Genomic DNA, 21310 nt, shown 5'->3' with positions numbered 1-21310 from the left:
TCTCTCCCTGCCCCCGACAAGGGCTGTCGTCATAAAGAGGCGGCGGCCCTTGCTGCTTGGTCGTAGTGGCCGGAAAGCGCCCTGAGCGTCGCCGCCACTGCCGATGTCGCCGCCGGATCGAGCCCGGAACCGCCAATTCCGTCCGACCTGCATCACAGGATCGGCTTGCCGCCGGTGACCGCGATTGTCGTGCCGGAGACATAGCTGGACAAAGGATCGGCCAGCATCACGTAGGCTGTTGCGAGCTCGGCCGGCTGGCCCGGCCGTTTCATCGGCACCTGCTTGCCGAAATTGCTGACGCTTTCCTCAGGAAGCGTTGAGGGAATGAGCGGCGTCCAGATCGGCCCCGGCGCCACGGCGTTGGCGCGAATGCCTTTCTCGGCCAGCAGCTGGGCGAGGCCGGCGGTGAAATTCTGGATCGCCCCCTTGGTCGTCGCATAGGCGAGCAATGTCGGATTCGGACTGTCGGAGTTGATCGAGGCCGTATTGATGATGGCGCTGCCGGGCTTCATATGGGGGACGGCAGCCTTGGTCAGGTAGAACATCGCGTGGATGTTGACCTTGAAGGTCAGTTCCCACTCCTCGTCGCTGATCTCGTCGATGCTCTTGAAGCTTGCCTGATGCGCGGCATTGTTGACGAGAATGTCGATACCGCCGAGCTCCTTGACCGCCGTGTCGACGATCTGCCGGCAATGAGCCGGATCCTGGATATCGCCGCTGACGAGCACGGCCTTGCGTCCGGCCTGTTCGACGAGCCGCTTCGTCTCGTCGGCATCCTCATCCTCGTCCAGGTAGGAAATCACCAAGTCGGCGCCCTCCCTGGCATAGGCGATCGCCACCGCCCGGCCGATGCCGCTATCGCCGCCGGTGATGATCGCCCGCTTACCCTTCAACCGGTCGGAACCGCGATAGCTTTTCTCGCCATGATCGGGAACGGGATCCATCTGTGCGGTAAAACCGGGCATGGGCTGTTTCTGGGACGGGAAAGGCGGTGTCGGATAATTCGTCATCATGACCTCCTGGGTTCGGGGTCAAACTCAGGCTGCGGCTTGTTGTTCCAAGCGGGATTACGACTGCATCGTTTTCGGATTCAAATGACCTCACGTCGAGACATCAGTTCTCGTCGCCATCGGGACGGCGTCCGATTTCGAGCGCCATCGCGCCCGAATTCAGAATCCTCCTCGACAGACCTCAAGCATGGTTGTAATGGCGAGGAATTACACGCATCACCCAATGAGACACCGAAATGACAACTGACGGATCAGTGCAGCCTCATGGCTTATGGCCACGTGTCAGGGACAGAGAGAGCGCTATTTATGTGACCAGAATGGCCGGGTTACCCACTTTTCTGCTGGGCATTTCCTATGTTCTGGGCCCCTATTTAGAATCCCAAATTTTTGATTTGCGCTCTGGCATCGAAATCTCGTCGGAGCTTTGTTAATCTTGACGGGCCTGCGCATACGCAGCGGCAAGCTGGGGTTGTTGCCATTTTCGGTTGCGATGGTTTTGCTGCATGCCTTGGGTAGGGTTTTGTGGGCCTGGATGTTCGTGCGAAACGGATACGAACCTGAAATGACTGCGGCATTTCTAACAATGTCGCTGATGCAAGTGCTGACGAGTCTTCTTATGATCAGTGGGCTGCGGGGATGGCGGTGGCTGAAGAATAATCCTTGAGTTTCCCTAGGGCTTCCATCGCTGGCGCACCCGCCCGAACGATCAACCTACAAGATGTTGCGATTTGCCACAGCGACCGCTATGCCATAGTAATGTAACATAATCGCAGTGTTAACGAGGTGCATGAATTGGACGGAAAGACATCACCCGCAGTTTACTCCGAAGATGAGGGCCATGCCGACGAAGCCGCCGGCAAGGGTGCGCGCCGCGCGCGCGTCAGCGGCATCGACCGGGCGCTTCAGGTGATCGATCATCTCTATGAGACGGGATCGCCGGCCGGCGTCTATGCCATCGCCAAGGCGGTGAAGGCGCCGCTGTCGACCGTTTACGTCATCGTCGACGATCTGGTCGAGAAGAACATGCTGACACGTCAGGCTGATGGTTCGATCTGGCTCGGTGCGCGGCTTTATCACTATGGCCTCGCCTATGCCCGGTCGCTGGACTTCATGAGCATCGCCACCCACGAGATGCACGACCTCTGCCGCCAGGCCGGCGAAACCGTGCAGGTCTGCGGCCGCGACGGCGATTATATGCTGGTGCTTGCCATGGCCGATGGCCCGAGCCACTTCCAGGTGGCATCGCGCGTCGGCACCCGGGTGCCGCTGAACTGGACGGCGTCCGGCCGCCTGCTCGTCGGCCATCTGCCGGAGCAGGAGCGCATCGAGCTCTTCAAGCGCTGCGCCCGCTCGTCCCCAACCGGCCGCGCCGAGATCGATCCGGGTACGCTGTCGGAAGCCGCCGCCAAGGCCTTTGAGGCCCGCCTGTCGATCCAGGCAGGGGAATCGGATTATGCGGTTGCCTGCATCGCCTCGCCGATCTGCGACCGCGACGGCCACTGCGTCGCCACCATTTCCATCGTGCTGCCGGAGCAGAAAGCCTTCTCCGACGAGAACCACTATACCGCGCATGTGCGCAATGCGGCGGAACGGATCGAAAAGCTGATGGGCTGGCGCAACCGCTGAGCACCTATACCTCGAGATCTGACGGCGTGGGCGCTATGTTGTCCCGCGTCTGAAGGAGTTCAAATATGGTCGTTCTGACAGTTCGAAATGTGCCCGATGAAATGCATCGTGCCTTGCGTCTGCGCGCGGCGATGAACGGCCGCAGTACCGAAGCGGAAGTTCGTGAAATCCTGGAAAATGTGGTGAAGCCCGAGCAGCGCATCCGCATGGGGGATGCGCTGGCTGAGCGCGGTCGGCAGTCCGGGCTGACCAATGATGATTTCACTGTGGTTAGCCAGCGACGGGCACCGGCGGAGCCGTTGAAGTTTGAATGATCGTCCACCAGCCCCTTTGGGGCCGCAGGGACTTACTGTCGATCAAACCGAGCCCCGCAGAGTAGATCCTACCGGTAGGAATACCCGTGGCTGTGACGCACCAGCTTACGCGCCCGCGGCACATAGCGGCTGGCGGCGAAGGCATCGGCGCCGATTACCGCGTAACGCGGCTCGAACAGCTTGTTGAGAACCGACACATCGCCATTGGAATCCGTCGCTTCGAGCTCGGAATCGACGAGATCGAAAATGGTGAATTCCGCCTGCGCGCCGACGGAAAGCCGGTTCTGCATCGGCAGCTTGATGACGGATGCCGGCGCATGGGTGACGGCCTCCACCACCTTGCCGAAGGGCATGCCGACGCTGAGCAGCTTCGACATCGTCGTCGCCAGGTCCCAGACCGGAAAATTCATCGAATGGCCGTGCAGATCGGTCGAGATCGAAAACGGCAGCAGCCCGCGGGCGATCGCCGCCTCGGCGACCTTGAAGGAGAAGGAGGCGCCGCCATGGCCGATGTCGAGGCGGATGCCCTCCGAAGCGCAGCGCTCGGCGAGACTGAAGAGATCCTCGTCCTCCATGATGCTCGAACCGGCCTTGCCGTTGAAGCAGTGGGTGACGACGTCGCCCGGGCCGAGAATCTCCAGCACTTCATCGTAGAGCGCCGGCGGCTCGCCGACATGCACCATCATCGGCACTTTGAGGATCTTGGCGATCTTCTTGCCGAGCTTGACGGGGGTCGCACCCCAGGAGCCGGTGATGACATGGCTGGCGCGCACCTTGATGCCGACGATGTGTTCGCTGTTTTCGGCATAGACTTCGAGGATGCGGTCGAGGTCGATATCTCTGATATCCCTGAGTTCGGCGACACGGTTGCAGGCGACAAGGCCGATCGAGCCGAGGTTCAGGAAGGCCCTGATGCGCTCGCGCGAGGGCTCGATGATATATTCGCGGAAACCGTGGAAATTCGCCTCGCCGGCCGATCCGGCATCGACAAGCGTCGTCACACCGCGCCCGAGACCGCATTCGGAGGGACGGATCGAAATGTCGGTGCCGCCATGCCAGATATGCACATGCAGGTCGATCCAGCCGGGCGAGACGAAGGCACCCTTGCCGTCGATGCGGGTGACATCCGGGGAGACCGCGAGCGACGGCCCGATCTCGGTGATCCTGCCTTCGGCATCGACGAGAATGTCGATCACCCCCTCGCCTGCGCCGGCACCGAAAGCCACCGGTTTGACATTGGTGAGGAGAAGCGGCTTCTTCGCCTGGTCGCCGGACATGATATGCTTTCCTTTCGAGGTCTCGAAACCTGTCTGCAGGTCACGATGAGAGGCAAATGGGGAGGGTGGGAGACGGCGCCATCTGCATCACATCGCGGCAATTACATAATTATGATACATGAGGCCTTATAATAGAATAAAGCCGGAGGCATCGCTGTCAAGAAAAATGACGCCCCGCTCGCGGTCAGCAATCGGACGTGGCGCGCCTCTTCCGAAGCGCGCGGGTTTCAAAGAACCGCGTTTTGTTCAATCCCGCAGGATCGAAAAGTCGAGCCGCTCCAACTGATCCGGGTCGGCGACGGCATCGATCGCGACGATGCTGTTCTCGTCGATCGTCAGCGTCACCGCGACGCGGATCTGGCCGTCAATGTGCACGACAAAGCCGAGCTCGCCGTCGACGATGGCCATTTCCGCCGCCTGCGCCCGGCCCTTGAAGGCCGCAGCGACGTCGGTCGCGCCGCGCATGGCGCCGATACCGTATCGGGCGGCCGTCGCATCCGGCCGGAAGACGACGTCGGGGGCAAGCACTGCAAGCAGCGCCTCAAGATCGCTGTTGCGGGACGCCGTCAGAAAGGCCTCGGCGATCGCCCGCTTGCGGCCAAGATCGACATCCGGCGCTTCGTCCATGCCCTGGACGCGGCGGCGGGCGCGGCTTGCGAGCTGCCGGGTGGCGGCGGAGGAACGGCCGATGATCGGCGCGATCTCGTCGAACGGCAGATCGAACATGTCGTGCAGCACGAAGGCGACACGTTCGGCAGGCGCCAGCGTCTGCAGCACCACGAGCAGCGCCAGACCGACGGAATCGGCGAAGGCTGCGTCGCGTTCGGGGTCCCCGCCCGGATCGGCGACCGCCGCATGCCCAGGCATCTCCAGCGGCTCCTCGCGCCGGCTCCTGCGGGCGCGCAGCATGTCGAGGCAGATGCGCGCCACGACCGTCGTCAGCCAACCGCCGAGATTGCCGATCCCGGTCGCATCGGTGCGGCTCAGCCGCAGCCAGGCCTCCTGAACGGCATCCTCCGCCTCGCTGCGCGAACCGAGCATCCGATAGGCCGCAGCCCTGAGATGCCCCCGGTTCGCCTCGAATTCATCGGCCAGCCATTTTTTCTCGTCCATGTGTCACATTCCTCCGCTGCGTTGCGTCAAGGCCATGACGAATGAAACCTGGCCGGTGTGACAGTGCCGGCGGATCGTCGAAGAGCAAACACAGCAAGGAGACATATCATGCAGGAGAGAATGGGAAATCCCGCCCTCGTCCTTCCCGCGGCCATGCAGGCGCTGACGGCGCTCGGCAAAGTGCCGGCGGAGGCCGGCCTTTCAGCGAAGCTGCTCGAACTCGTCAATCTGCGCGCCAGCCAGATCAATGGCTGCAGCGTTTGCATCGACGGGCATCCCAGGATCGCAAAGAAGCTCGGCGAGACCGATGAGCGGCTCTTTGCCGTCAGCGCCTGGCGCGACACGCCCTATTTCAGCGATGCCGAGCGGGCGGCCCTCGCGCTGACCGAGGCGGTGACGCGCACCAGCGACCGCGCCGATCCAGTGCCCGACGAGATCTGGGACGAGGCGACCCGGCATTACGACGGCAGGAGCCTTGCGGCCCTCGTCATCGCCATCGCCAACATCAATGTCTGGAACCGGCTGAACATCGCCACCCGCCAGATCGCCGGCGCCTGGAAGCCGTAAACGGCAATGACCCGGCAGCGCGTCATCCGCGCTGCCGGCCATCCTTTTATTTTCAGCTTTGCAATTCAGATGATACCGCCGCCGCCGGCAACGGAAGCCGGACGCTCGGCCGCCACCTTGTTGCGGTAGCCGCTGGCGCGGTAGGCGGCGATCGGGTCGATGGCGCCGCCGGCCCGGCGCCGGGCTTCGGCGAGGATCGGCTCGACATCGGCGCGATAGGCACGCTTCAGCGTTTCCGACGCCATCAGCGCGTCATTGTCCTGCTGGTAACCCTCGAGCGCCTTGCGGTCGACGATCAGCGCCTGCGCATAGGCGCGGCGGATTTCGTTGGCGCTGTTGATCAGGCTCTCGATCGGATCGGTGACATTGTGCGATTGGTCGATCATATGGGCCGGGTTGAAGTCGTTGACGCCGCGCTGTTCGGCATCGACCAGCTCGTTGAAAACGAGGAACAGCCGGTAGGGATCGATCGCGCCGGCGTCGAGATCGTCATCACCATATTTCGAATCGTTGAAGTGGAAGCCGCCGAGCTTGCCGAACTGGATCAGGCGGGCGACGATCATTTCGATATTGGTGTTCGGTGCATGATGGCCGAGATCGACGAGGCAATGGGCCTTCGGGCCGAGCGTCTGGGCGATCAGGTAGTTGGTGCCCCAGTCCTGCACGATCGTCGAATAAAAGGCCGGCTCGTACATTTTGTGCTCGGTGAAGAGCTTCCAGTCGTCCGGCAGCGCCTTGTAAATGTCAGCCATCGAGGCGAGGTAACGCTCGAACGCCTTGGTGAAATTGCTCTGGCCGGGGAAGTTCGAGCCGTCGCCGATCCACACCGTCAGCGCCTTCGAGCCGATCGCCTTGCCGATCTCGATGCATTCGAGATTGTGCTCGACCGCCTGCGCCCGCGTTGCCGCATCCGTATGGCTGAGCGAACCGTATTTGTAGGAATGGGCCTGTCCCGGCGCATCGGAAAAAGTGTTCGAATTCATTGCGTCGAAGCCGAGGCCGAGCGCATCGCCCTTGGCCTTCAATTCCCGTGCATCCGCCTTGTCCCAGGGAATATGCAGCGAGACGTTCGGCGTCGCCTGCGTCAGCTGGTTGATGACGGCGCAATCGTCGAGCTTGTCGAAGATGCCACGCGGCTCGCCGGTTCCGGGAAAACGCGCAAAGCGCGTGCCGCCGGTGCCGACACCCCAGGACGGAACGGCGACAAAAAATTCCGCAACCTTGCGGGTGATTGCTTCGATATCGACGCCGCGCCGATCGAGCGTCGCACCCAATGCGCCGTAATCGGCTTTCAGTGCCGCCACCCGCTTTTCATTTTCGCTCGCGACCAGATCCGGCGCAATCCTGAATTCAGCCATTGTTTCCTCCCACGTCGCGAACCACAGAACCGTGGTTTGCGTTCTAACGCTTGTATGTCTTCAAAACTCAGGAGCTACGATGGACATCGTCCGCATTCTTCTTGCGATCATCCTGCCGCCCCTTGGCGTATTCCTGCAGGTCGGGATCGGCCTGCATTTCTGGCTCAACATATTGCTGACGCTTTGCGGCTATGTGCCGGGGATCATCCACGCGATATGGGTGATCCTCCGAAAATAGTTAGCGCGTAAAACTCTGCACGTTGCCGGCATCGACGTTGATGATGTTCCCGGTCGACTTGGCCGAGAGATCGGATGCCAGGAAGTAAACCGCTTCGGCGATGTCTTCCGGGAACACGTTGAGCTTCAGCATGGAACGCTTGCGGTAATGCTCCTCCAGGTCGTCCACTTCGATCTTCGAGGAGGCCGCACGCTGTTCGCGCCACTCGCCGCTCCAGATCTTGGAGCCGCGCAGGACCGCATCCGGATTGACGGTGTTGACGCGGATGCCGGCATCCGCGCCTTCCAGCGCCAGGCAGCGGGCGAGATGGATCTCGGCGGCCTTCGCCGTGCAATAGGCGGACGCATTCGGCGAAGCGGCGAGCCCGTTCTTCGAGGCAATGAAGACGACGTTGCCGCCGAGCGCCTGCCGGCGGAACAGCCGGAAGGCCTCACGCGAGACGAGGAAGTAACCGGTCGCCAGAATGTCGATGTTGCGGTTCCACGTCGACAGCTCGGTCGTTTCGATCGGCGCCGAGGAGGCGATACCGGCATTCGAAATGAGAATATCGATGCCGCCGAATTCGACGCAGGACTCGGCGAAGGAGGCGATAACGGCGTCTTCCTTGGTAACGTCGAGCTTCACGGTACGCACGGCATCGGCGCCATATTTCTTCACGAAATCGGCTTCGGTCGATTCGAGCGCCGCCTGATCGATATCGGCAAGCACCACGCAGGCGCCCTCGCCGACGAGGCGCGCGGCCGTCGCCCGGCCGATGCCGCCGGCGCCGCCGGTGACGAAGGCCACCCGGCCGGCCAGGCTCTTCGGCTTCGGCATGCGCTGCAGCTTCGCCTCTTCGAGCAGCCAGTATTCGATATCGAAGGCTTCCTGCTCCGGCAGGCCCTGATATTCAGAGACCGTCGAGGCGCCGCGCATGACGTTGATGGCGTTGACGTAGAATTCGCTGGCGATGCGTGATGTCGCCTTGTCGCGGGCAAAGGACAGCATGCCGACGCCGGGAACGAGGAAAATCACCGGATTGGCGTCGCGCATGGCGGGCGAATTGTCATGCTTGCAGTCGTTGTAATAGCGGGCGTAGTCGGCGCGGTAATCTTCCAGCGCCTGGTCGAGACCGGCAATGATCGCGTCGACATCCGGCTTGGCGGGATCGAAATCGACGATCAGCGGGCGGATCTTGGTGCGCAGGAAATGATCCGGGCAGCTGGTGCCGAGCGCGCCGAGCGGGCGTAGATCCCTGGAATTGACGAATTCGAGCACTGCGTCCTGATCATCGAAATGACCGAGCTTGCGCTCCTGCTTGCCGATGCGGCCGCGAATCTCCGGCATCAGCCGGGCGGCGATGGCGCGGCGTTCGGCAACCGGCAGGCTCTGCGTGACCGCGCCGCCGAAAATCGTCTTGCCTTCGGTCTTTTCGGCAAACCAGACGATCGCCTTGTTGATGATCTCGAGCGTCAGCTCGTAGCAGGCCTTGGCATCATTCGCCCAGGTGAAGAGGCCGTGGCTTTCGAGCACGACGCCTTTGGCGTTCGGGTTGGCCTTGACGAAGGCTTCGAGATCGAGGCCGAGCTGGAAGCCCGGACGGCGCCAGGGCAGCCAGCCGATCTCGTTGCCGAAGATCTGCTGCGTCAATTCTTTCGAATTCTTCGACGCGGCAATGGCGATGATCGCATCGGGATGCATGTGATCGACATGGGTGAAAGGCACGAAACCGTGCAGCGGCGTGTCGATCGAGGCGGCGCGGCCGTTGAGGTTGAAGGTGCAATGCGGCAGGAAGCCGACCATGCGGTCTTCGTCCTCGACACCCTTATAGATGGATTTCAGCGATTCCAGCTTGTCCTGGTAGAGCGTGGCGAAACCATCGAGCTTGATCGTGCCGACGTCGCCGCCCGAGCCCTTGACCCAAAGCACCTTGACCTTGCCGCCATCAAGCGGATCGGTTTCCATCACCTTCGCCGAGGTGTTGCCGCCGCCGTAATTGGTGATGCGCTTGTCGGCGCCGAGCAGATTGGAGCGATAGAGCAGCTTGCCGGGCTCGTCGAGGCCCGCCGCGTAACCATCATCCCACCGGTTTTCCAGAAGCCGGACGTTCGCCGCCATATCATCCTCCCATATCAGGCTTGTCGGGGGCCGCAATCAGCACGCCCTTTCGCTCACGGTATCGCGCATCAAAAGTGCGCTTGTCAATCGAAAACGATCAAAATCGATTATGCTGCATCGCAATATGAAAATTTATGATCGTTTGTGATTGACAGCCTTTAACGGATACGAAATAAATATGACAAGAGGAGGAGCCCAATGCACGAACGCGAACGCCATCGCATCATCTTAAGCGCCGTTCAGGAAAAGTCCGTCGTTACGATCCAGGACATCTCCGAGCTTACGGAAGCTTCCGAAGCGACCATCCGGCGCGATATTGCGGCTCTTCATGTGCAGGGCAAGATCCGCCGGGTCCGCGGTGGTGCGGAAGCCGTGCACCCGCCGCAGCTCGGCAATCTTGCCGGCCGACCCTTCCGGGTTTCAGAATCAGTCAACATCGATAAAAAGCGCGCAATTGCACGCGCCGCCGTCGATCTCTGCGAAGCCGGCGACGCCATCATCATCAATGGCGGCACGACGACCTTCCAGATGGTGCATTATATGGCCGGCCATCGTCTGCAGGTCATGACCAACTCTTTCGCCATCGCCGAACATCTGGTGAAGCATTCCAAAAACACGGTGACGGTGCCGGGCGGCGCGATCTATCGCGAGCAGAGCCTGATCCTGTCGCCTTTCGACAATGACGCGATCCGCAATTTTTATGCGCGGCGCATGTTCATCGGCGCCCAGGGCGTCGGCCCGCTCGGCATCATGGAGGCGGATGCCCTCATCATCCAGAGCGAGCAGAAGCTGATGCACCAAGCCGACGAACTCGTCGTCATGGTCGATTCGAGCAAGTTCAATCGCCGGTCGAGCCTCATTCTCTGCGCGCTCGACCGCGTTTCCGTGGTCATCACCGATGACGGGATTTCGGAAGAGGCGGCGCGCATGGTCGAGAATGCCGGCGTCCGGCTCGCTGTCGCAAGCCCGGTGACCCAGGCTGTGAGGGAGGATTCCTCGTCGGTCGCATGAGGCGCCGCCGAGGTGTGGAAGTCTAATCTTTAAGGGAGGAAAGCACATGAAACTCGCAAAGACACTTGCGCTCGGCGTCGCGCTCGCCGTCGCCATGATGGCCGGTACGGCAACCGCCGCGGACATCAAGATCGGCCTCGTCGTGAAGTCGCTCGGCAACGGCTTCTTCGACGCCGCCAACAAGGGCGCCCAGGAAGCCGCCAAGGAACTCGGCGGCGTCGAGGTCATCTACACAGGTCCGACGTCGACGACGGCCGAAGGCCAGATCGAAGTCATCAACTCGCTGATCGCCCAGGGCGTCGACGCCATCGCCGTTTCGGCCAACGATCCGGACGCGCTCGTTCCGGCGCTGAAGAAGGCGACCCAGCGCGGCATCAAGGTCATCTCCTGGGATTCCGGCGTCGCACCGGAAGGCCGCATCCTGCAGCTCAACCCCTCGTCCAACGAGCTGATCGGCAAGATGTGCCTGACGCTCGCCAAGGATCATCTGGAAGGCGGCAAGGGTGACTTCGCCATCCTGTCGGCAACGACCACCTCGACCAACCAGAACATCTGGATCGACCAGATGAAGAAGCAGCTCAAGGATTTCCCGGGCCTCAACCTCGTCACCACGGTTTACGGCGACGACCTCTCGGACAAGTCCTATCGTGAAGCCGAAGGCCTCCTGAAGTCGAACCCGAACGTCAAGGTCATCGTTGCTCCGACGACGGTCGGCGTTCTCGCCGCTTCCAAGGTCGTCGAAGACAAGGGCCTTGTCGGCAAGGTCTACGTCACCGGTCTCGGCCTGCCGTCCGAAATGGCCGGCGCCATCAAGTCGGGCGCCACGAAGGAATTCGCCATCTGGAACCCGATCGATCTCGGCTATTCCGCAACCCAGATCGCCTATCGCCTCGTCAAGGGCGAGACCGACGGCAAGCCGGGCAGCGAGATCAATGCCGGCCGCATGGGCAAGATCAAGGTCGGCGACAACGGCGAAGCCGCCATGGCCGATCCCTTCGTCTACAATGCTTCGAACATCGACCAGTTCTCCAAGGTCTTCTGATCGTTAAGACCCCTTCTGGCCTGCCGGCCATCTCCCCCACAAGGGGGGAGATAATCTGAAGCAACGCCCCCGCCCATCGCGAGCCTCGGCATCGCGGTGGGTCAAGCCCCTCCCCCTTGTGGGGAGGGGTTGGGGAGGGGTTTTCAAGGTGAAACGAATGATGCACGCCGCAACGCAAAAGCACGAAACAAGCCCCATGCCAGACGCGCCCGCCATTCTGGAAATGCGCGGCATCTCCCAGATCTTTCCCGGCGTGAAGGCGCTCGACAATGTCAGCATCGCCCTTCATCCCGGCACAGTGACCGCACTGATCGGCGAAAACGGCGCCGGCAAATCGACGCTCGTCAAGATCCTGACCGGCATCTACCGGCCGAACGAAGGCGAGATCCTGGTCGACGGCCGGCCGACGAGTTTTGCCAGCGCCCAGGCTGCGATCGATGCCGGGGTCACCGCCATCCATCAGGAAACAGTGCTTTTCGACGAGCTGACGGTTGCCGAAAACATCTTCCTCGGCCATGCGCCGCGCACGCGCCTGCGCACCATCGACTGGCAGGCGATGAACAGCCGCTCGAAGACGCTGCTGACCGCGCTCGAAAGCAATATCGATCCGACCATCCGGCTGAAGGACCTCTCCATTGCGCAGCGTCACCTGGTGGCGATTGCCCGCGCGCTGTCGATCGAGGCCCGCATCGTCATCATGGACGAACCGACCGCCGCCCTTTCCCGCAAGGAGATCGACGATCTGTTCCGCATCGTCCGGGGCCTGAAGGACCAGGGCAAGGCGATCCTCTTCATCAGCCACAAGTTCGACGAGCTTTATGAGATCGCCGACGATTTCGTCGTCTTCCGCGACGGTCGCGCCGTCGGCCAGGGGCAGCTCAAGGACACGCCGCAGGACGAGATCGTCCGCATGATGGTCGGCCGCGACGTCGAGAACGTCTTTCCGAAGATCGATGTTGCCATCGGTGGCCCGGTGCTGGATATCCGCAACTACAGCCACCGCACCGAATTCCGCGACATTTCCTTTACGCTGCGCAAGGGTGAGATTCTCGGCGTGTACGGCCTCATCGGCGCCGGCCGCTCGGAACTGTCCCAGTCCCTTTTCGGCATCACCAAGCCGCTCTCCGGCAAAATGGTGCTCGAGGGGCGCGAGGTCACCATTCATTCGCCGCAGGATGCGATCCGCGCCGGCATCGTCTACGTGCCGGAGGAGCGCGGCCGTCATGGCCTGGCGCTGCCGATGCCGATCTTCCAGAACATGACGCTTCCTTCCCTCGCCCGCACTTCGCGCCACGGCTTTCTCCGGGCCGCGAACGAATTTGCCCTCGCCCGCAAATATGCAGAGCGGCTGGATCTGCGCGCTGCCGCCTTGTCCGTGCCGGTCGGCACGCTGTCGGGCGGCAATCAGCAGAAGGTCGTCATCGGCAAGTGGCTGGCGACGGCGCCGAAGGTCATCATCCTGGACGAGCCGACCAAGGGCATCGACATCGGCTCGAAGGCGGCCGTGCACGGCTTCATCAGCGAACTCGCCGCCGAGGGCCTGTCGATCATCATGGTCTCGTCGGAACTGCCAGAGATCATCGGCATGTCGGACCGTGTCCTCGTCATGAAGGAAGGCCTGTCGGCCGGAATTTTCGAACGCGCCGATCTGTCGCCGGAAGCGCTGGTGCGCGCCGCCACCGGCAATGCATGAGGTAAAAGCATGGCAAGACTGATCAGAAAACGCGAAACCCTGCTGTTCCTCATCATCGTCGTGATGATCGCGATCTTCTCGACGCGAGCAGCCGATTTCGCCACGCCGGACAATCTCGCCGGCATCTTCAACGATACCTCCATCCTGATCATCCTGGCGCTGGCGCAGATGACGGTGATCCTGACGAAATCGATCGACCTGTCGGTCGCCGCCAATCTCGCCTTGTCAGGCATGGCGATCGCGATGATGAACGCCGCATATCCGGGCCTGCCGCTCGTCGTGCTCATCCTTACAGCGATCATCATCGGTGCCGCGCTCGGCACGATCAACGGCCTCCTCGTCTGGCGTCTCGAAATCCCGCCGATCGTCGTCACCCTCGGCACGCTCACCATCTATCGCGGCATGGCCTTCGTGCTTTCGGGCGGCGCCTGGGTCAACGCGCACCAGATGACGCCGACCTTCCTCGCCGTCCCCCGCACACCGATCCTCGGCCTGCCGGTGCTGAGCTGGGTCGCGATCATCATCGTCGCGCTGATGTACATGCTGCTGCGCTACAGCCAGTTCGGCCGCTCCGCCTATGCGACCGGCGGCAATCCGACCGCGGCGGTCTATGCCGGCATCGATACGGGCCGGACGAAATTCCTAGCCTTCGTCCTCTCGGGTGCCTTGGCGGGTCTCGCGAGCTATCTCTGGGTGTCGCGTTATGCTGTCGCCTATGTCGATATCGCCAACGGCTTCGAACTCGACAGCGTCGCCGCCTGCGTCATTGGCGGCATTTCGATTGCCGGCGGCGTCGGCTCGGTCGCCGGCACGGTCCTCGGCGCGCTCTTCCTCGGCGTCATCAAGAATGCGCTGCCGGTGATCGGTATTTCACCCTTCACGCAAATGGCGATATCAGGCACCGTCATTATCCTCGCCGTCGCCTTCAACGCCCGGCGCGAGCGCAACCGCGGCCGCATCATCCTGCGCGACCGCGCCGCAGCCGATACGACAACGGAGGCCGCAGCATGAGCGCCGTTTCCACGCCGTCCGAAAAGCGGGTCATCCCCGACCGCCTCGGCACGCCTTTCCGCCGCATCATCGCAAGCTGGGAAGTGCTGCTCTTTGGCGTCGCCGTCCTGATCTTCATTTTCAATTCGCTGGCTTCGCCCTATTTCCTCGATGCCTGGAACCTCTCGGACGCGACCTTCAACTTCACCGAAAAGGCGATGATTGCCTTCGCCATGGCGCTGCTCGTCATCTCGGGCGAGATCGACCTCTCGGTTGCTGCCATCATCGCGCTCGCCTCGACGGCGATGGGAGCGGCAGCTCAAGCCGGCATCGGCACGCCCGGTCTTGTGCTGATCGGCATCGGCACCGGCCTTGCCTGCGGTATCTTCAACGGCGTGCTCGTCTCGGTGCTGAAACTGCCGTCGATCGTCGTCACCATCGGCACGATGAGCCTGTTCCGCGGCATTTCCTATATCGTGCTCGGCGACCAGGCCTATGGCAAATACCCCGCCGATTTCGCCTATTTCGGCCAGGGTTATGTCGTCTGGGTGTTCTCCTTCGAATTCGTGCTCTTCATCGTCGTGGCGATCCTCTTCGCCATCCTGCTGCACGCGACGAATTTCGGCCGGCAGGTCTATGCGATCGGCAACAATGATTTCGCTGCCCGCTTCTCCGGCATCCCGGTCGAGCGCGTCAAATTCATCCTCTTCCTGCTGACCGGCATCATGAGCGGTGTCGCCGCCGTCTGCCTGACCTCGCGCCTCGGCTCGACCCGGCCGTCGATCGCCCAGGGCTGGGAACTCGAGGTGGTCACCATGGTCGTGCTCGGCGGCATTTCGATCCTCGGCGGCTCCGGCAGGATCGGCGGCGTCGTCATCGCCGCCTTCGTCATGGGCCTCGTCACCTTCGGCCTCGGCCTGTTGAATGTGCCCGGCATCGTCATGTCGATCTTCATCGGCCTTCTGCTTATCATCACCATCGCCATCCCGATCATCGCCCGCCGCATCAAGCTCATGAGTTCCCGATGACATTGGAAAAACACGCCTTCAAGATGCAGCTCAACCCCGGCATGGAAGCCGAATACCGCAAGCGGCATGACGAGATCTGGCCGGAGCTGATCGATCTCCTGCACCAGTCCGGCGCCAGCGACTATTCCATCCATCTCGACCGCGACACCAACACGCTGTTCGGTGTGTTGACGCGGCCGAAGGACCATACGATGGCGAGCCTGCCGGAACATCCCGTCATGAAGAAATGGTGGGCGCACATGGCCGATATCATGGCGACGAACCCGGACAATTCGCCGGTTCAAAGCGACCTCGTCACCCTCTTCCATATGCCATGACCGCCAGCTCCTATCGCCGCATCGCCGTTCTCGACATCGGCAAGACCAATGCCAAGGTCGTCGTTCTCGACAGCGGGACGGGCGCCGAGATCGCCGTCCTGAAACGGCCGAACGTTACGATCAAGACCGGTCCCTACCCGCATTACGATATAGAGGCTCTCTGGTCCTTCGCGCTTGATGCCCTGAAGACGCTGGCGCGGGAACCCGGTTTCGACGCCATTTCAATCACGACCCATGGCGCCGCCGCGGCGCTGCTCGATCGGCACGGTCAGCTCGCCATGCCTGTGATCGACTACGAACACGAATATCCGCAAGCGATCCGCGATGCCTATACGGCCTTGCGCCCCTCCTTCGACGAGACCTTCTCGCCGCGCCTTTCGATGGGCCTCAATGTCGGCGCCCAGCTGCATTACCAGAGAACCGCCTTTCCCGAGGCGTTCGCTGAGGTCGCGACCATCCTCACCTATGCGCAATATTGGACGGGGCGGCTGACGGGTGTCGCCGCCAACGAGCTGACCTCGCTCGGCTGCCACACCGACCTCTGGAACCCGAAGACCGGCGACTATTCCTCGCTCGTCGACAGGCTCGGCATCCGCGCGCTGATGGCGCCGATCCGCTCCGCCTTCGATGCGCTCGGCCCGGTGCTGCCGGGGATTGCCGCGAAGCTTGGGCTCGCAGCCCCCGTGCCGGTCTATTGCGGCATTCACGATTCCAATGCCTCGCTGCTGCCGCATCTCGTCCATCGCGAGGCCCCCTTCGCCGTCGTCTCCACCGGCACCTGGGTGATCAATTTCGGCGTCGGCGGCGATCTCGATCACCTCGATGCCAAACGCGATGCGCTCGCCAATGTCGATGCCTATGGCCGGGCCGTCCCCTCCTCGCGTTTCATGGGCGGGCGGGAATTCGAAATCCTGTCGGCCGAAATCGGCCCTGTCGATGAAAAGGCGGCCCAGGCGGCGATCGGCCACGTCATCGAAAAGGGCATGATGCTGCTGCCCAACATCGCTCCCGGTTCCGGACCTTTTCCCGGAGAGACCAGCCGCTGGATCGGCGCTGAAGAGGCGAGCCGCGAGGAACGTTATGCCACCGCCTGCCTCTATCTCGCTTTGATGACCGATGCCTGCCTCGGATTGATCGGCGCCAAAGGCCCCATCATCGTCGAAGGGCCTTTTGCGCTCAATGAGACCTATCTGAAGCTGCTGGCCGCCCTTGCCGGCCGCGCGGTCCTCGCTCTTCCCGGCTCGACCGGCACCAGCCAGGGTGCCGCCCTTCTCACCGGCATCCGGCCGGTATCCGGCGCCGAGACGCATGTTCCGCCGGCCGAGATCGCCGGGCTTTCCGCCTATCGCGATCGCTGGTACGCGGCGATGGAATAAGGACTTTCCCCCAAGAACGGCCGAAGAGCCACTTGTTCATTGCTGCCCTGCCGTTAGTGTGCCACCTCGAAAATCAGCTCGAGGAGACAGCATGACAGAGGCATTCGATCCACGCGCCCTTGCCGCCAGACTGCACAGCCTGCGCCAAGCCGGCCGACAGGAGGAAACCGGCACTTTCACGCTGCCGGCCGATCTGCATCAGGCGATGGAGGCGCAGAATTTCCTGACTGCGGCCGACGGCATTTCCAGCAATGCCTGGAAGGTGACGGTCTCGCCGCAGGGTCAGGCGGTCACCGGTCCGCTGCATCCCTATGCCGAAGCCGCCTCGGGCGCGAGCATCCCCTGGTATCCGGGCATGAAAATCGAAACCGAGATCGCCGTGCGCCTCGGCAAGGATCTGCCGATCCGCACCGGCACTGCCTATAGCCGCGCCGAAGTGGTCGAGGCGATCTCCGCCGTCCATCTCGGCGCCGAGCTGCTGGTCAGCGCCGTCAGGGAAAGCGGCAGCATCTCCTTTCTGCTGTTTACATCAGACCGCCTCGGCAATAGCGGCTATGTGCTTGGCCCGAAGCTCGACAAAAGCGCTGTCGATACCGCCGGCGGTACGCCGCTCAAGGTCACCCATGCCGGCCGCACGATCTATGATGGTCCGGCGCAGCATCCGAAGGGCGACGTTCTCACTTGGCTCGTCGATTACGCCAATGACGGCCTGCGCCCGGAAACATCGCTGAAGGCAGGCGCGCTGATCACCACGGGCACGTTGAGCGGCGCGATCGAACTGGCGGAGCCAGGCGAGATCGATATCCTCCTCGGCGACAGCCAGCTCCGTTTCGCGGTGGCGAGGCCCTGATCGATCGCGGCTTGCCGTTCCCGGATCTGGACCTCATTCGGTGATTGTCATCCGGTTCCGCCTGCTGTAATAAACTTGAGTATTAATTGAAGGTTTATCTCCGGCCGCTTGGCCGGAGGCGGAAATGGAAATGACGTTTCAACCGCGGATGCAGAACAAGATCCAGGGCTTCTCCGTCATTGGCGGCGTGCATCGCCGCCAATGGAACGGCATCGTCGCCGATGTCTGGGACGTCGAATGCGCCGCTTATGCCGGCGGCTATTATGTCTCGCGGGATCCGCGGCTCTTCATCATGCTCGACAAACGCGGACCGGGCAATTCGCGCATCAAGCTGTCGCCGAAGGCCGAGGGCGCCGTCCAGGATGCGGAAAAGCGGCCGATCTCCTATGTGCCGGCCGGCATGGAAGTCTGGGCCGATCTCACCGGCGTGCATTCGGTGCGCCACCTCGACGTCCATTTCGACGCCGACACGATCAGCCGCCGGCTGATGGAGGATATCGACCCGCGTCGTCTCGGAAGCCCGCAGCTTCTCTTCTCCGACGAGCGCCTGCTGGCGCTGGCGCAGCTGGTCGCGGCCGAATGCCTCAATCCGGAGCCGCTGCACGATCTCTATGGCGACGGCCTCGCGCTGGCGCTGATCATCGACGTGCTGAAGCTTTCCAAGGCCGTGCCGCGCAAACGCAGCAAGCTCGCCTCCTGGCAGCTTCGCCGCGCCACCGACTTCATCGAGCAAAACTGCCTGCGCAACATCCGCCTCGAGGAACTCGCCGGCCTGACCGGCCTGTCGCAATCGCATTTCAGCCATGCCTTCAAGGCTTCGACCGGCATCGCACCGCATCAGTGGCAGACCAATGCCCGGCTCGACAGGGCCAAGCGGCTGCTCGTCGACAGCGAATATGCCTTGACCGCGATCGCCGCCGAAACCGGCTTTGCCGATCAGGCGCATTTCACCCGCGTCTTCCGCAAGCATGTCGGCAGCACGCCGGCCAGCTGGAAAAAGGCCCAGCTTGCCTAATTGCAACGGTCATCGAGCAATTGTTTGCGAGCCGGAGAATTGCCCAAAAACGTTCAAATTTCCCCGATCCGGACAAGCCGAGCCGGTAAAATTGAGTTAAACGCTCACCTTATTAAGGCTTCGCCGCGCCAGCGTCGCGGCACGAGTGGGGTAGACAAGACATGCGCGGGCAGACCAGGGGTCGCAATTTCAAGCTAAATCTGTTGGCAGGCGTTGCGATCGCCGGCCTGATGGCGGGCGCCGCCGCGGCGCAGGAGGCGACGTCGACGACGCTCGAACCGATCGTCATCCAGGGCGGCGGCGACACCGCGACCAGCCCCGTGAAAGGCTATGTCGCCAAGAACTCCTCCGCCGGCTCGAAGAGCGATACGCCGCTCAATGAAATCCCGCAGTCCGTCTCCGTCGTCGGCACCGAGGAAATGGACGATCGCGGCATCACCAACAAGATCGACGAGGCGTTGCTCTATACGCCGGGTGTCACCTCGCAGCCCTTTGGCAATGACGGCGACACCGACTGGTTCTATATCCGCGGCTTCGACGCCGGCCAGACCGGTGTCTTCTTCGACAATCTGACGCTTTTCAGCTACGGCTTCGGCGGGTTCCAGCTCGATCCCTTCATGCTGGAGCGCGTCGAAGTGCTGAAGGGCCCGGCTTCGGTGCTTTACGGCGGCGCCAATCCCGGCGGCATCGTCAATCTCGTCCGCAAGCGCCCGCTCGACGAGCCGCTCTTCTATACGGAGATCGGCATCAACAGCAACGGCAACGCCTTCACCGGCTTCGATGTCTCCGACAAGATCGGCGCCAGCGGAGCGATGAGCTACCGCATCACTGGCAAGGTTGCGGGTGGCGACAATTATTCGGATTTTTCCGAGGATTTCCGCGGCTTCATCATGCCGCAGCTGACCATTTCGCCGGATGACGCCACCAGCCTGACGGTCTGGGGCAGCCTCGCCGGCCTCGATCAGGTGCATACCGGCAACGGCTTCTTCCCCTATGTCGGCACCGTCGAGGATGCGCCGTTCGGCAAGATCGACCGCGACGCCTTTTATGGCGAACCCGACCTCGACGACGGCAGCTATGTGCAGAAGATGATCGGCGTCGAATTCGAGCATGAGTTCGACAACGGTATCAAGTTCTCGCAGAGCGCCCGCTACGGCCGGCTCGACAAGCACGAGATCGGTCCCTACCTGAACGGCTGGGTCGGCGGCGTGCCAACGGGTCCGGACTATCAGCTGGCGCGCATCGGTTTCGAGGGTCGCTCGGGCGTCGACACCTTCTCGATCGACAACCGGCTCGAAGGCGAAACCGACATCGGCGGCACCACGCACAATCTTCTCGTCGGGCTTGATTACACCTATTACCGTCTCGACAATTGGCAGGCCTGCTGCGGCTCCAATTCGATCAGCGCCACCGATCCCGTCTACGGCACGACGCAGGGCGCCAATTTCGTCTATGCCGACGGCATCGTCACCAAGAACCAGATCGGCGTCTATGCCCAGGACCGCATCCATTTCGGTGATGGCTGGCTGCTGACGCTGAACGGCCGCTACGATTATGTCGATATCGACCAGGATGCCGTGATCGGCACGACCTTCAGCACCAACGACAGCGCCGTCAGCGGTCGCATCGGCCTTGCCTATGAATTCGACAACGGCCTGACGCCCTATGTCAGCGCCGCGACTTTCTTCAACCCGCTGATCGGCACCGGCGTATCAGGCGCCCTGAAGCCGGAGGAAGGCGAGCAGTTCGAAGGCGGCATCAAATATGAGCCGAGCTTCATCGACGGCTCGCTGACCGCATCGGTCTTCCACATCACCAAGCGTAACAACACGGTCACCAATCCGGCGACCTTCGCCCAGAGCCAGCTCGGCGAAGTCGTCTCGCGCGGCGCCGAACTCGAAGGCAAGGTCAATATCAACGAGAACTGGAAGCTTCTCGCTTCGCTTGCCTATACGGACATGGAAGTGACGGAGAATGAGGCCAACCCGGCGCTCGTCGGCAATTCACCCTATATCGTCCCGAAGGTGACGGCCTCGCTCTGGGTCGACTATACGCTGACGGCGGGAGCTTTCGAGGGCATGAGCTTCGGCGCCGGTGTGCGCCATCAGGGCTGGTCCTGGGCCGATGAGGCCAATACCGAAAAGGTGCCGGCCGCCACCCTCGTCGACGCCGCGATCCGCTACGAGCGGGAAAACTGGGGCGCCGCGCTCAACGTCACCAACCTCTTCGACAAGGAATACGTCAAGGGTTGCGGCGGCCTGACCGTCTGCGGTTACGGCGATGCCCGTACCGTCACCTTCAAGCTCAGCAGAAAGTGGTAAGTTGACAATCTGAGTTTAGTTTTGCAGGAACCTGCTGGAAAAGGGAGGGCAAGCCCCTCCCGAACCC

General features: G+C 62.2%; 20 protein-coding genes and 1 pseudogene. 15 read left to right on the top strand and 6 right to left on the bottom strand.

What is annotated here, in order from left to right:
- Nucleotides 1-29 precede the first annotated feature (29 nt).
- Nucleotides 30-153 (bottom strand): annotated as a pseudogene (locus CO671_RS34300) (transcriptional regulator); the annotation flags it as partial.
- Nucleotides 153-1010 (bottom strand): SDR family oxidoreductase, encoded by an 858-nt coding sequence (locus CO671_RS27385; protein ID WP_097608628.1) that lies wholly within the window; start codon nucleotides 1008-1010, stop codon nucleotides 153-155. The gene CO671_RS27385 and the pseudogene CO671_RS34300, both read right to left, overlap by 1 nt.
- 433 nt (nucleotides 1011-1443) lie before the next feature.
- Between CO671_RS27385 and CO671_RS27380 the strand changes: the two genes are divergently transcribed.
- From CO671_RS27380 to CO671_RS27370, 3 genes are all read left to right on the top strand, one after another.
- Nucleotides 1444-1674 carry a hypothetical protein gene (locus CO671_RS27380; protein ID WP_141514497.1) on the top strand — a complete coding sequence of 77 codons (231 nt, stop codon included), beginning with the start codon at nucleotides 1444-1446 and terminating at the stop codon, nucleotides 1672-1674.
- 128 nt (nucleotides 1675-1802) lie between these two features.
- Complete coding sequence (locus CO671_RS27375; RefSeq protein WP_097608572.1) at nucleotides 1803-2636, top strand: IclR family transcriptional regulator; 834 nt, start codon at nucleotides 1803-1805, stop codon at nucleotides 2634-2636.
- A gap of 65 nt (nucleotides 2637-2701) precedes the next feature.
- Nucleotides 2702-2950, top strand: a complete 249-nt coding sequence (locus CO671_RS27370) for a plasmid stabilization protein (RefSeq protein WP_097608571.1) — start codon at nucleotides 2702-2704, stop codon at nucleotides 2948-2950.
- Nucleotides 2951-3018: 68 nt separating this feature from the next.
- Here CO671_RS27370 and CO671_RS27365 read toward each other — a convergent pair whose 3' ends face one another.
- Both CO671_RS27365 and CO671_RS27360 read right to left on the bottom strand, forming a co-directional pair.
- Nucleotides 3019-4227, bottom strand: a complete 1209-nt coding sequence (locus CO671_RS27365; protein WP_097608570.1) for an amidohydrolase/deacetylase family metallohydrolase — start codon at nucleotides 4225-4227, stop codon at nucleotides 3019-3021.
- Between the two features lie 246 nt (nucleotides 4228-4473).
- Nucleotides 4474-5340 carry a sigma-70 family RNA polymerase sigma factor gene (locus CO671_RS27360; protein ID WP_097608569.1) on the bottom strand — a complete coding sequence of 289 codons (867 nt, stop codon included), beginning with the start codon at nucleotides 5338-5340 and terminating at the stop codon, nucleotides 4474-4476.
- A gap of 108 nt (nucleotides 5341-5448) precedes the next feature.
- On the opposite strand from CO671_RS27360, the gene CO671_RS27355 reads away from it, so the two are divergent.
- Complete coding sequence (locus CO671_RS27355) at nucleotides 5449-5907, top strand: carboxymuconolactone decarboxylase family protein (protein WP_097608568.1); 459 nt, start codon at nucleotides 5449-5451, stop codon at nucleotides 5905-5907.
- A gap of 65 nt (nucleotides 5908-5972) precedes the next feature.
- Here the strand turns inward: CO671_RS27355 and rhaI are convergent, their stop codons facing one another.
- Nucleotides 5973-7265: an L-rhamnose catabolism isomerase gene (rhaI, locus tag CO671_RS27350; protein WP_097608567.1), complete on the bottom strand. Its 1293-nt coding sequence runs from the start codon at nucleotides 7263-7265 to the stop codon at nucleotides 5973-5975.
- Nucleotides 7266-7344: 79 nt separating this feature from the next.
- Between rhaI and CO671_RS27345 the strand changes: the two genes are divergently transcribed.
- A complete protein-coding gene (locus CO671_RS27345) occupies nucleotides 7345-7503 on the top strand; it encodes a YqaE/Pmp3 family membrane protein (protein WP_088689959.1) in 159 nt (52 codons plus the stop codon).
- Here the strand turns inward: CO671_RS27345 and CO671_RS27340 are convergent, their stop codons facing one another.
- On the bottom strand, nucleotides 7504-9600 hold the full coding sequence (locus CO671_RS27340; RefSeq protein WP_097608566.1) for a bifunctional rhamnulose-1-phosphate aldolase/short-chain dehydrogenase: 2097 nt from the start codon (nucleotides 9598-9600) through the stop codon (nucleotides 7504-7506).
- Between the two features lie 198 nt (nucleotides 9601-9798).
- Between CO671_RS27340 and CO671_RS27335 the strand changes: the two genes are divergently transcribed.
- The 10 genes from CO671_RS27335 (at nucleotide 9799) to CO671_RS27290 (ending at nucleotide 21243) form a co-directional block, all read left to right on the top strand.
- Nucleotides 9799-10611, top strand: a complete 813-nt coding sequence (locus CO671_RS27335; protein ID WP_097608565.1) for a DeoR/GlpR family DNA-binding transcription regulator — start codon at nucleotides 9799-9801, stop codon at nucleotides 10609-10611.
- A 46-nt stretch (nucleotides 10612-10657) separates the two neighbouring features.
- Nucleotides 10658-11653: a rhamnose ABC transporter substrate-binding protein gene (gene rhaS, locus CO671_RS27330; RefSeq protein WP_097582193.1), complete on the top strand. Its 996-nt coding sequence runs from the start codon at nucleotides 10658-10660 to the stop codon at nucleotides 11651-11653.
- A gap of 196 nt (nucleotides 11654-11849) precedes the next feature.
- The gene (locus tag CO671_RS27325; RefSeq protein ID WP_245425040.1) at nucleotides 11850-13346 is read left to right on the top strand and encodes a sugar ABC transporter ATP-binding protein; all 1497 of its coding nucleotides are present in this window, start codon (nucleotides 11850-11852) and stop codon (nucleotides 13344-13346) included.
- Between the two features lie 9 nt (nucleotides 13347-13355).
- On the top strand, nucleotides 13356-14357 hold the full coding sequence (locus tag CO671_RS27320) for an ABC transporter permease (protein WP_097608563.1): 1002 nt from the start codon (nucleotides 13356-13358) through the stop codon (nucleotides 14355-14357).
- Nucleotides 14354-15364, top strand: a complete 1011-nt coding sequence (locus tag CO671_RS27315; protein ID WP_097608562.1) for an ABC transporter permease — start codon at nucleotides 14354-14356, stop codon at nucleotides 15362-15364. The genes CO671_RS27320 and CO671_RS27315 overlap by 4 nt, the downstream gene beginning before the upstream one ends.
- Nucleotides 15361-15681 (top strand): L-rhamnose mutarotase, encoded by a 321-nt coding sequence (gene rhaM, locus CO671_RS27310; protein ID WP_097608561.1) that lies wholly within the window; start codon nucleotides 15361-15363, stop codon nucleotides 15679-15681. The genes CO671_RS27315 and rhaM overlap by 4 nt, the downstream gene beginning before the upstream one ends.
- Nucleotides 15678-17057, top strand: coding sequence for an FGGY-family carbohydrate kinase (locus CO671_RS27305; protein ID WP_097608560.1), 1380 nt, complete (start codon nucleotides 15678-15680; stop codon nucleotides 17055-17057). The genes rhaM and CO671_RS27305 overlap by 4 nt, the downstream gene beginning before the upstream one ends.
- A gap of 91 nt (nucleotides 17058-17148) precedes the next feature.
- A complete protein-coding gene (locus CO671_RS27300; protein ID WP_097608559.1) occupies nucleotides 17149-17907 on the top strand; it encodes a fumarylacetoacetate hydrolase family protein in 759 nt (252 codons plus the stop codon).
- 130 nt (nucleotides 17908-18037) lie between these two features.
- Nucleotides 18038-18922, top strand: coding sequence for an AraC family transcriptional regulator (locus CO671_RS27295; RefSeq protein WP_097608627.1), 885 nt, complete (start codon nucleotides 18038-18040; stop codon nucleotides 18920-18922).
- Between the two features lie 161 nt (nucleotides 18923-19083).
- Nucleotides 19084-21243 (top strand): TonB-dependent siderophore receptor, encoded by a 2160-nt coding sequence (locus CO671_RS27290; RefSeq protein WP_097608558.1) that lies wholly within the window; start codon nucleotides 19084-19086, stop codon nucleotides 21241-21243.
- Nucleotides 21244-21310 lie beyond the last annotated feature (67 nt).

It is taken from the genome of Rhizobium sp. M10 (assembly GCF_002531955.1).
GTDB classification, from domain to species: Bacteria; Pseudomonadota; Alphaproteobacteria; order Rhizobiales; family Rhizobiaceae; genus Rhizobium; species Rhizobium etli_C.
Note: the sequence above shows the minus strand (reverse complement) of the source record. Positions and strands in the feature narration are given on the sequence as shown.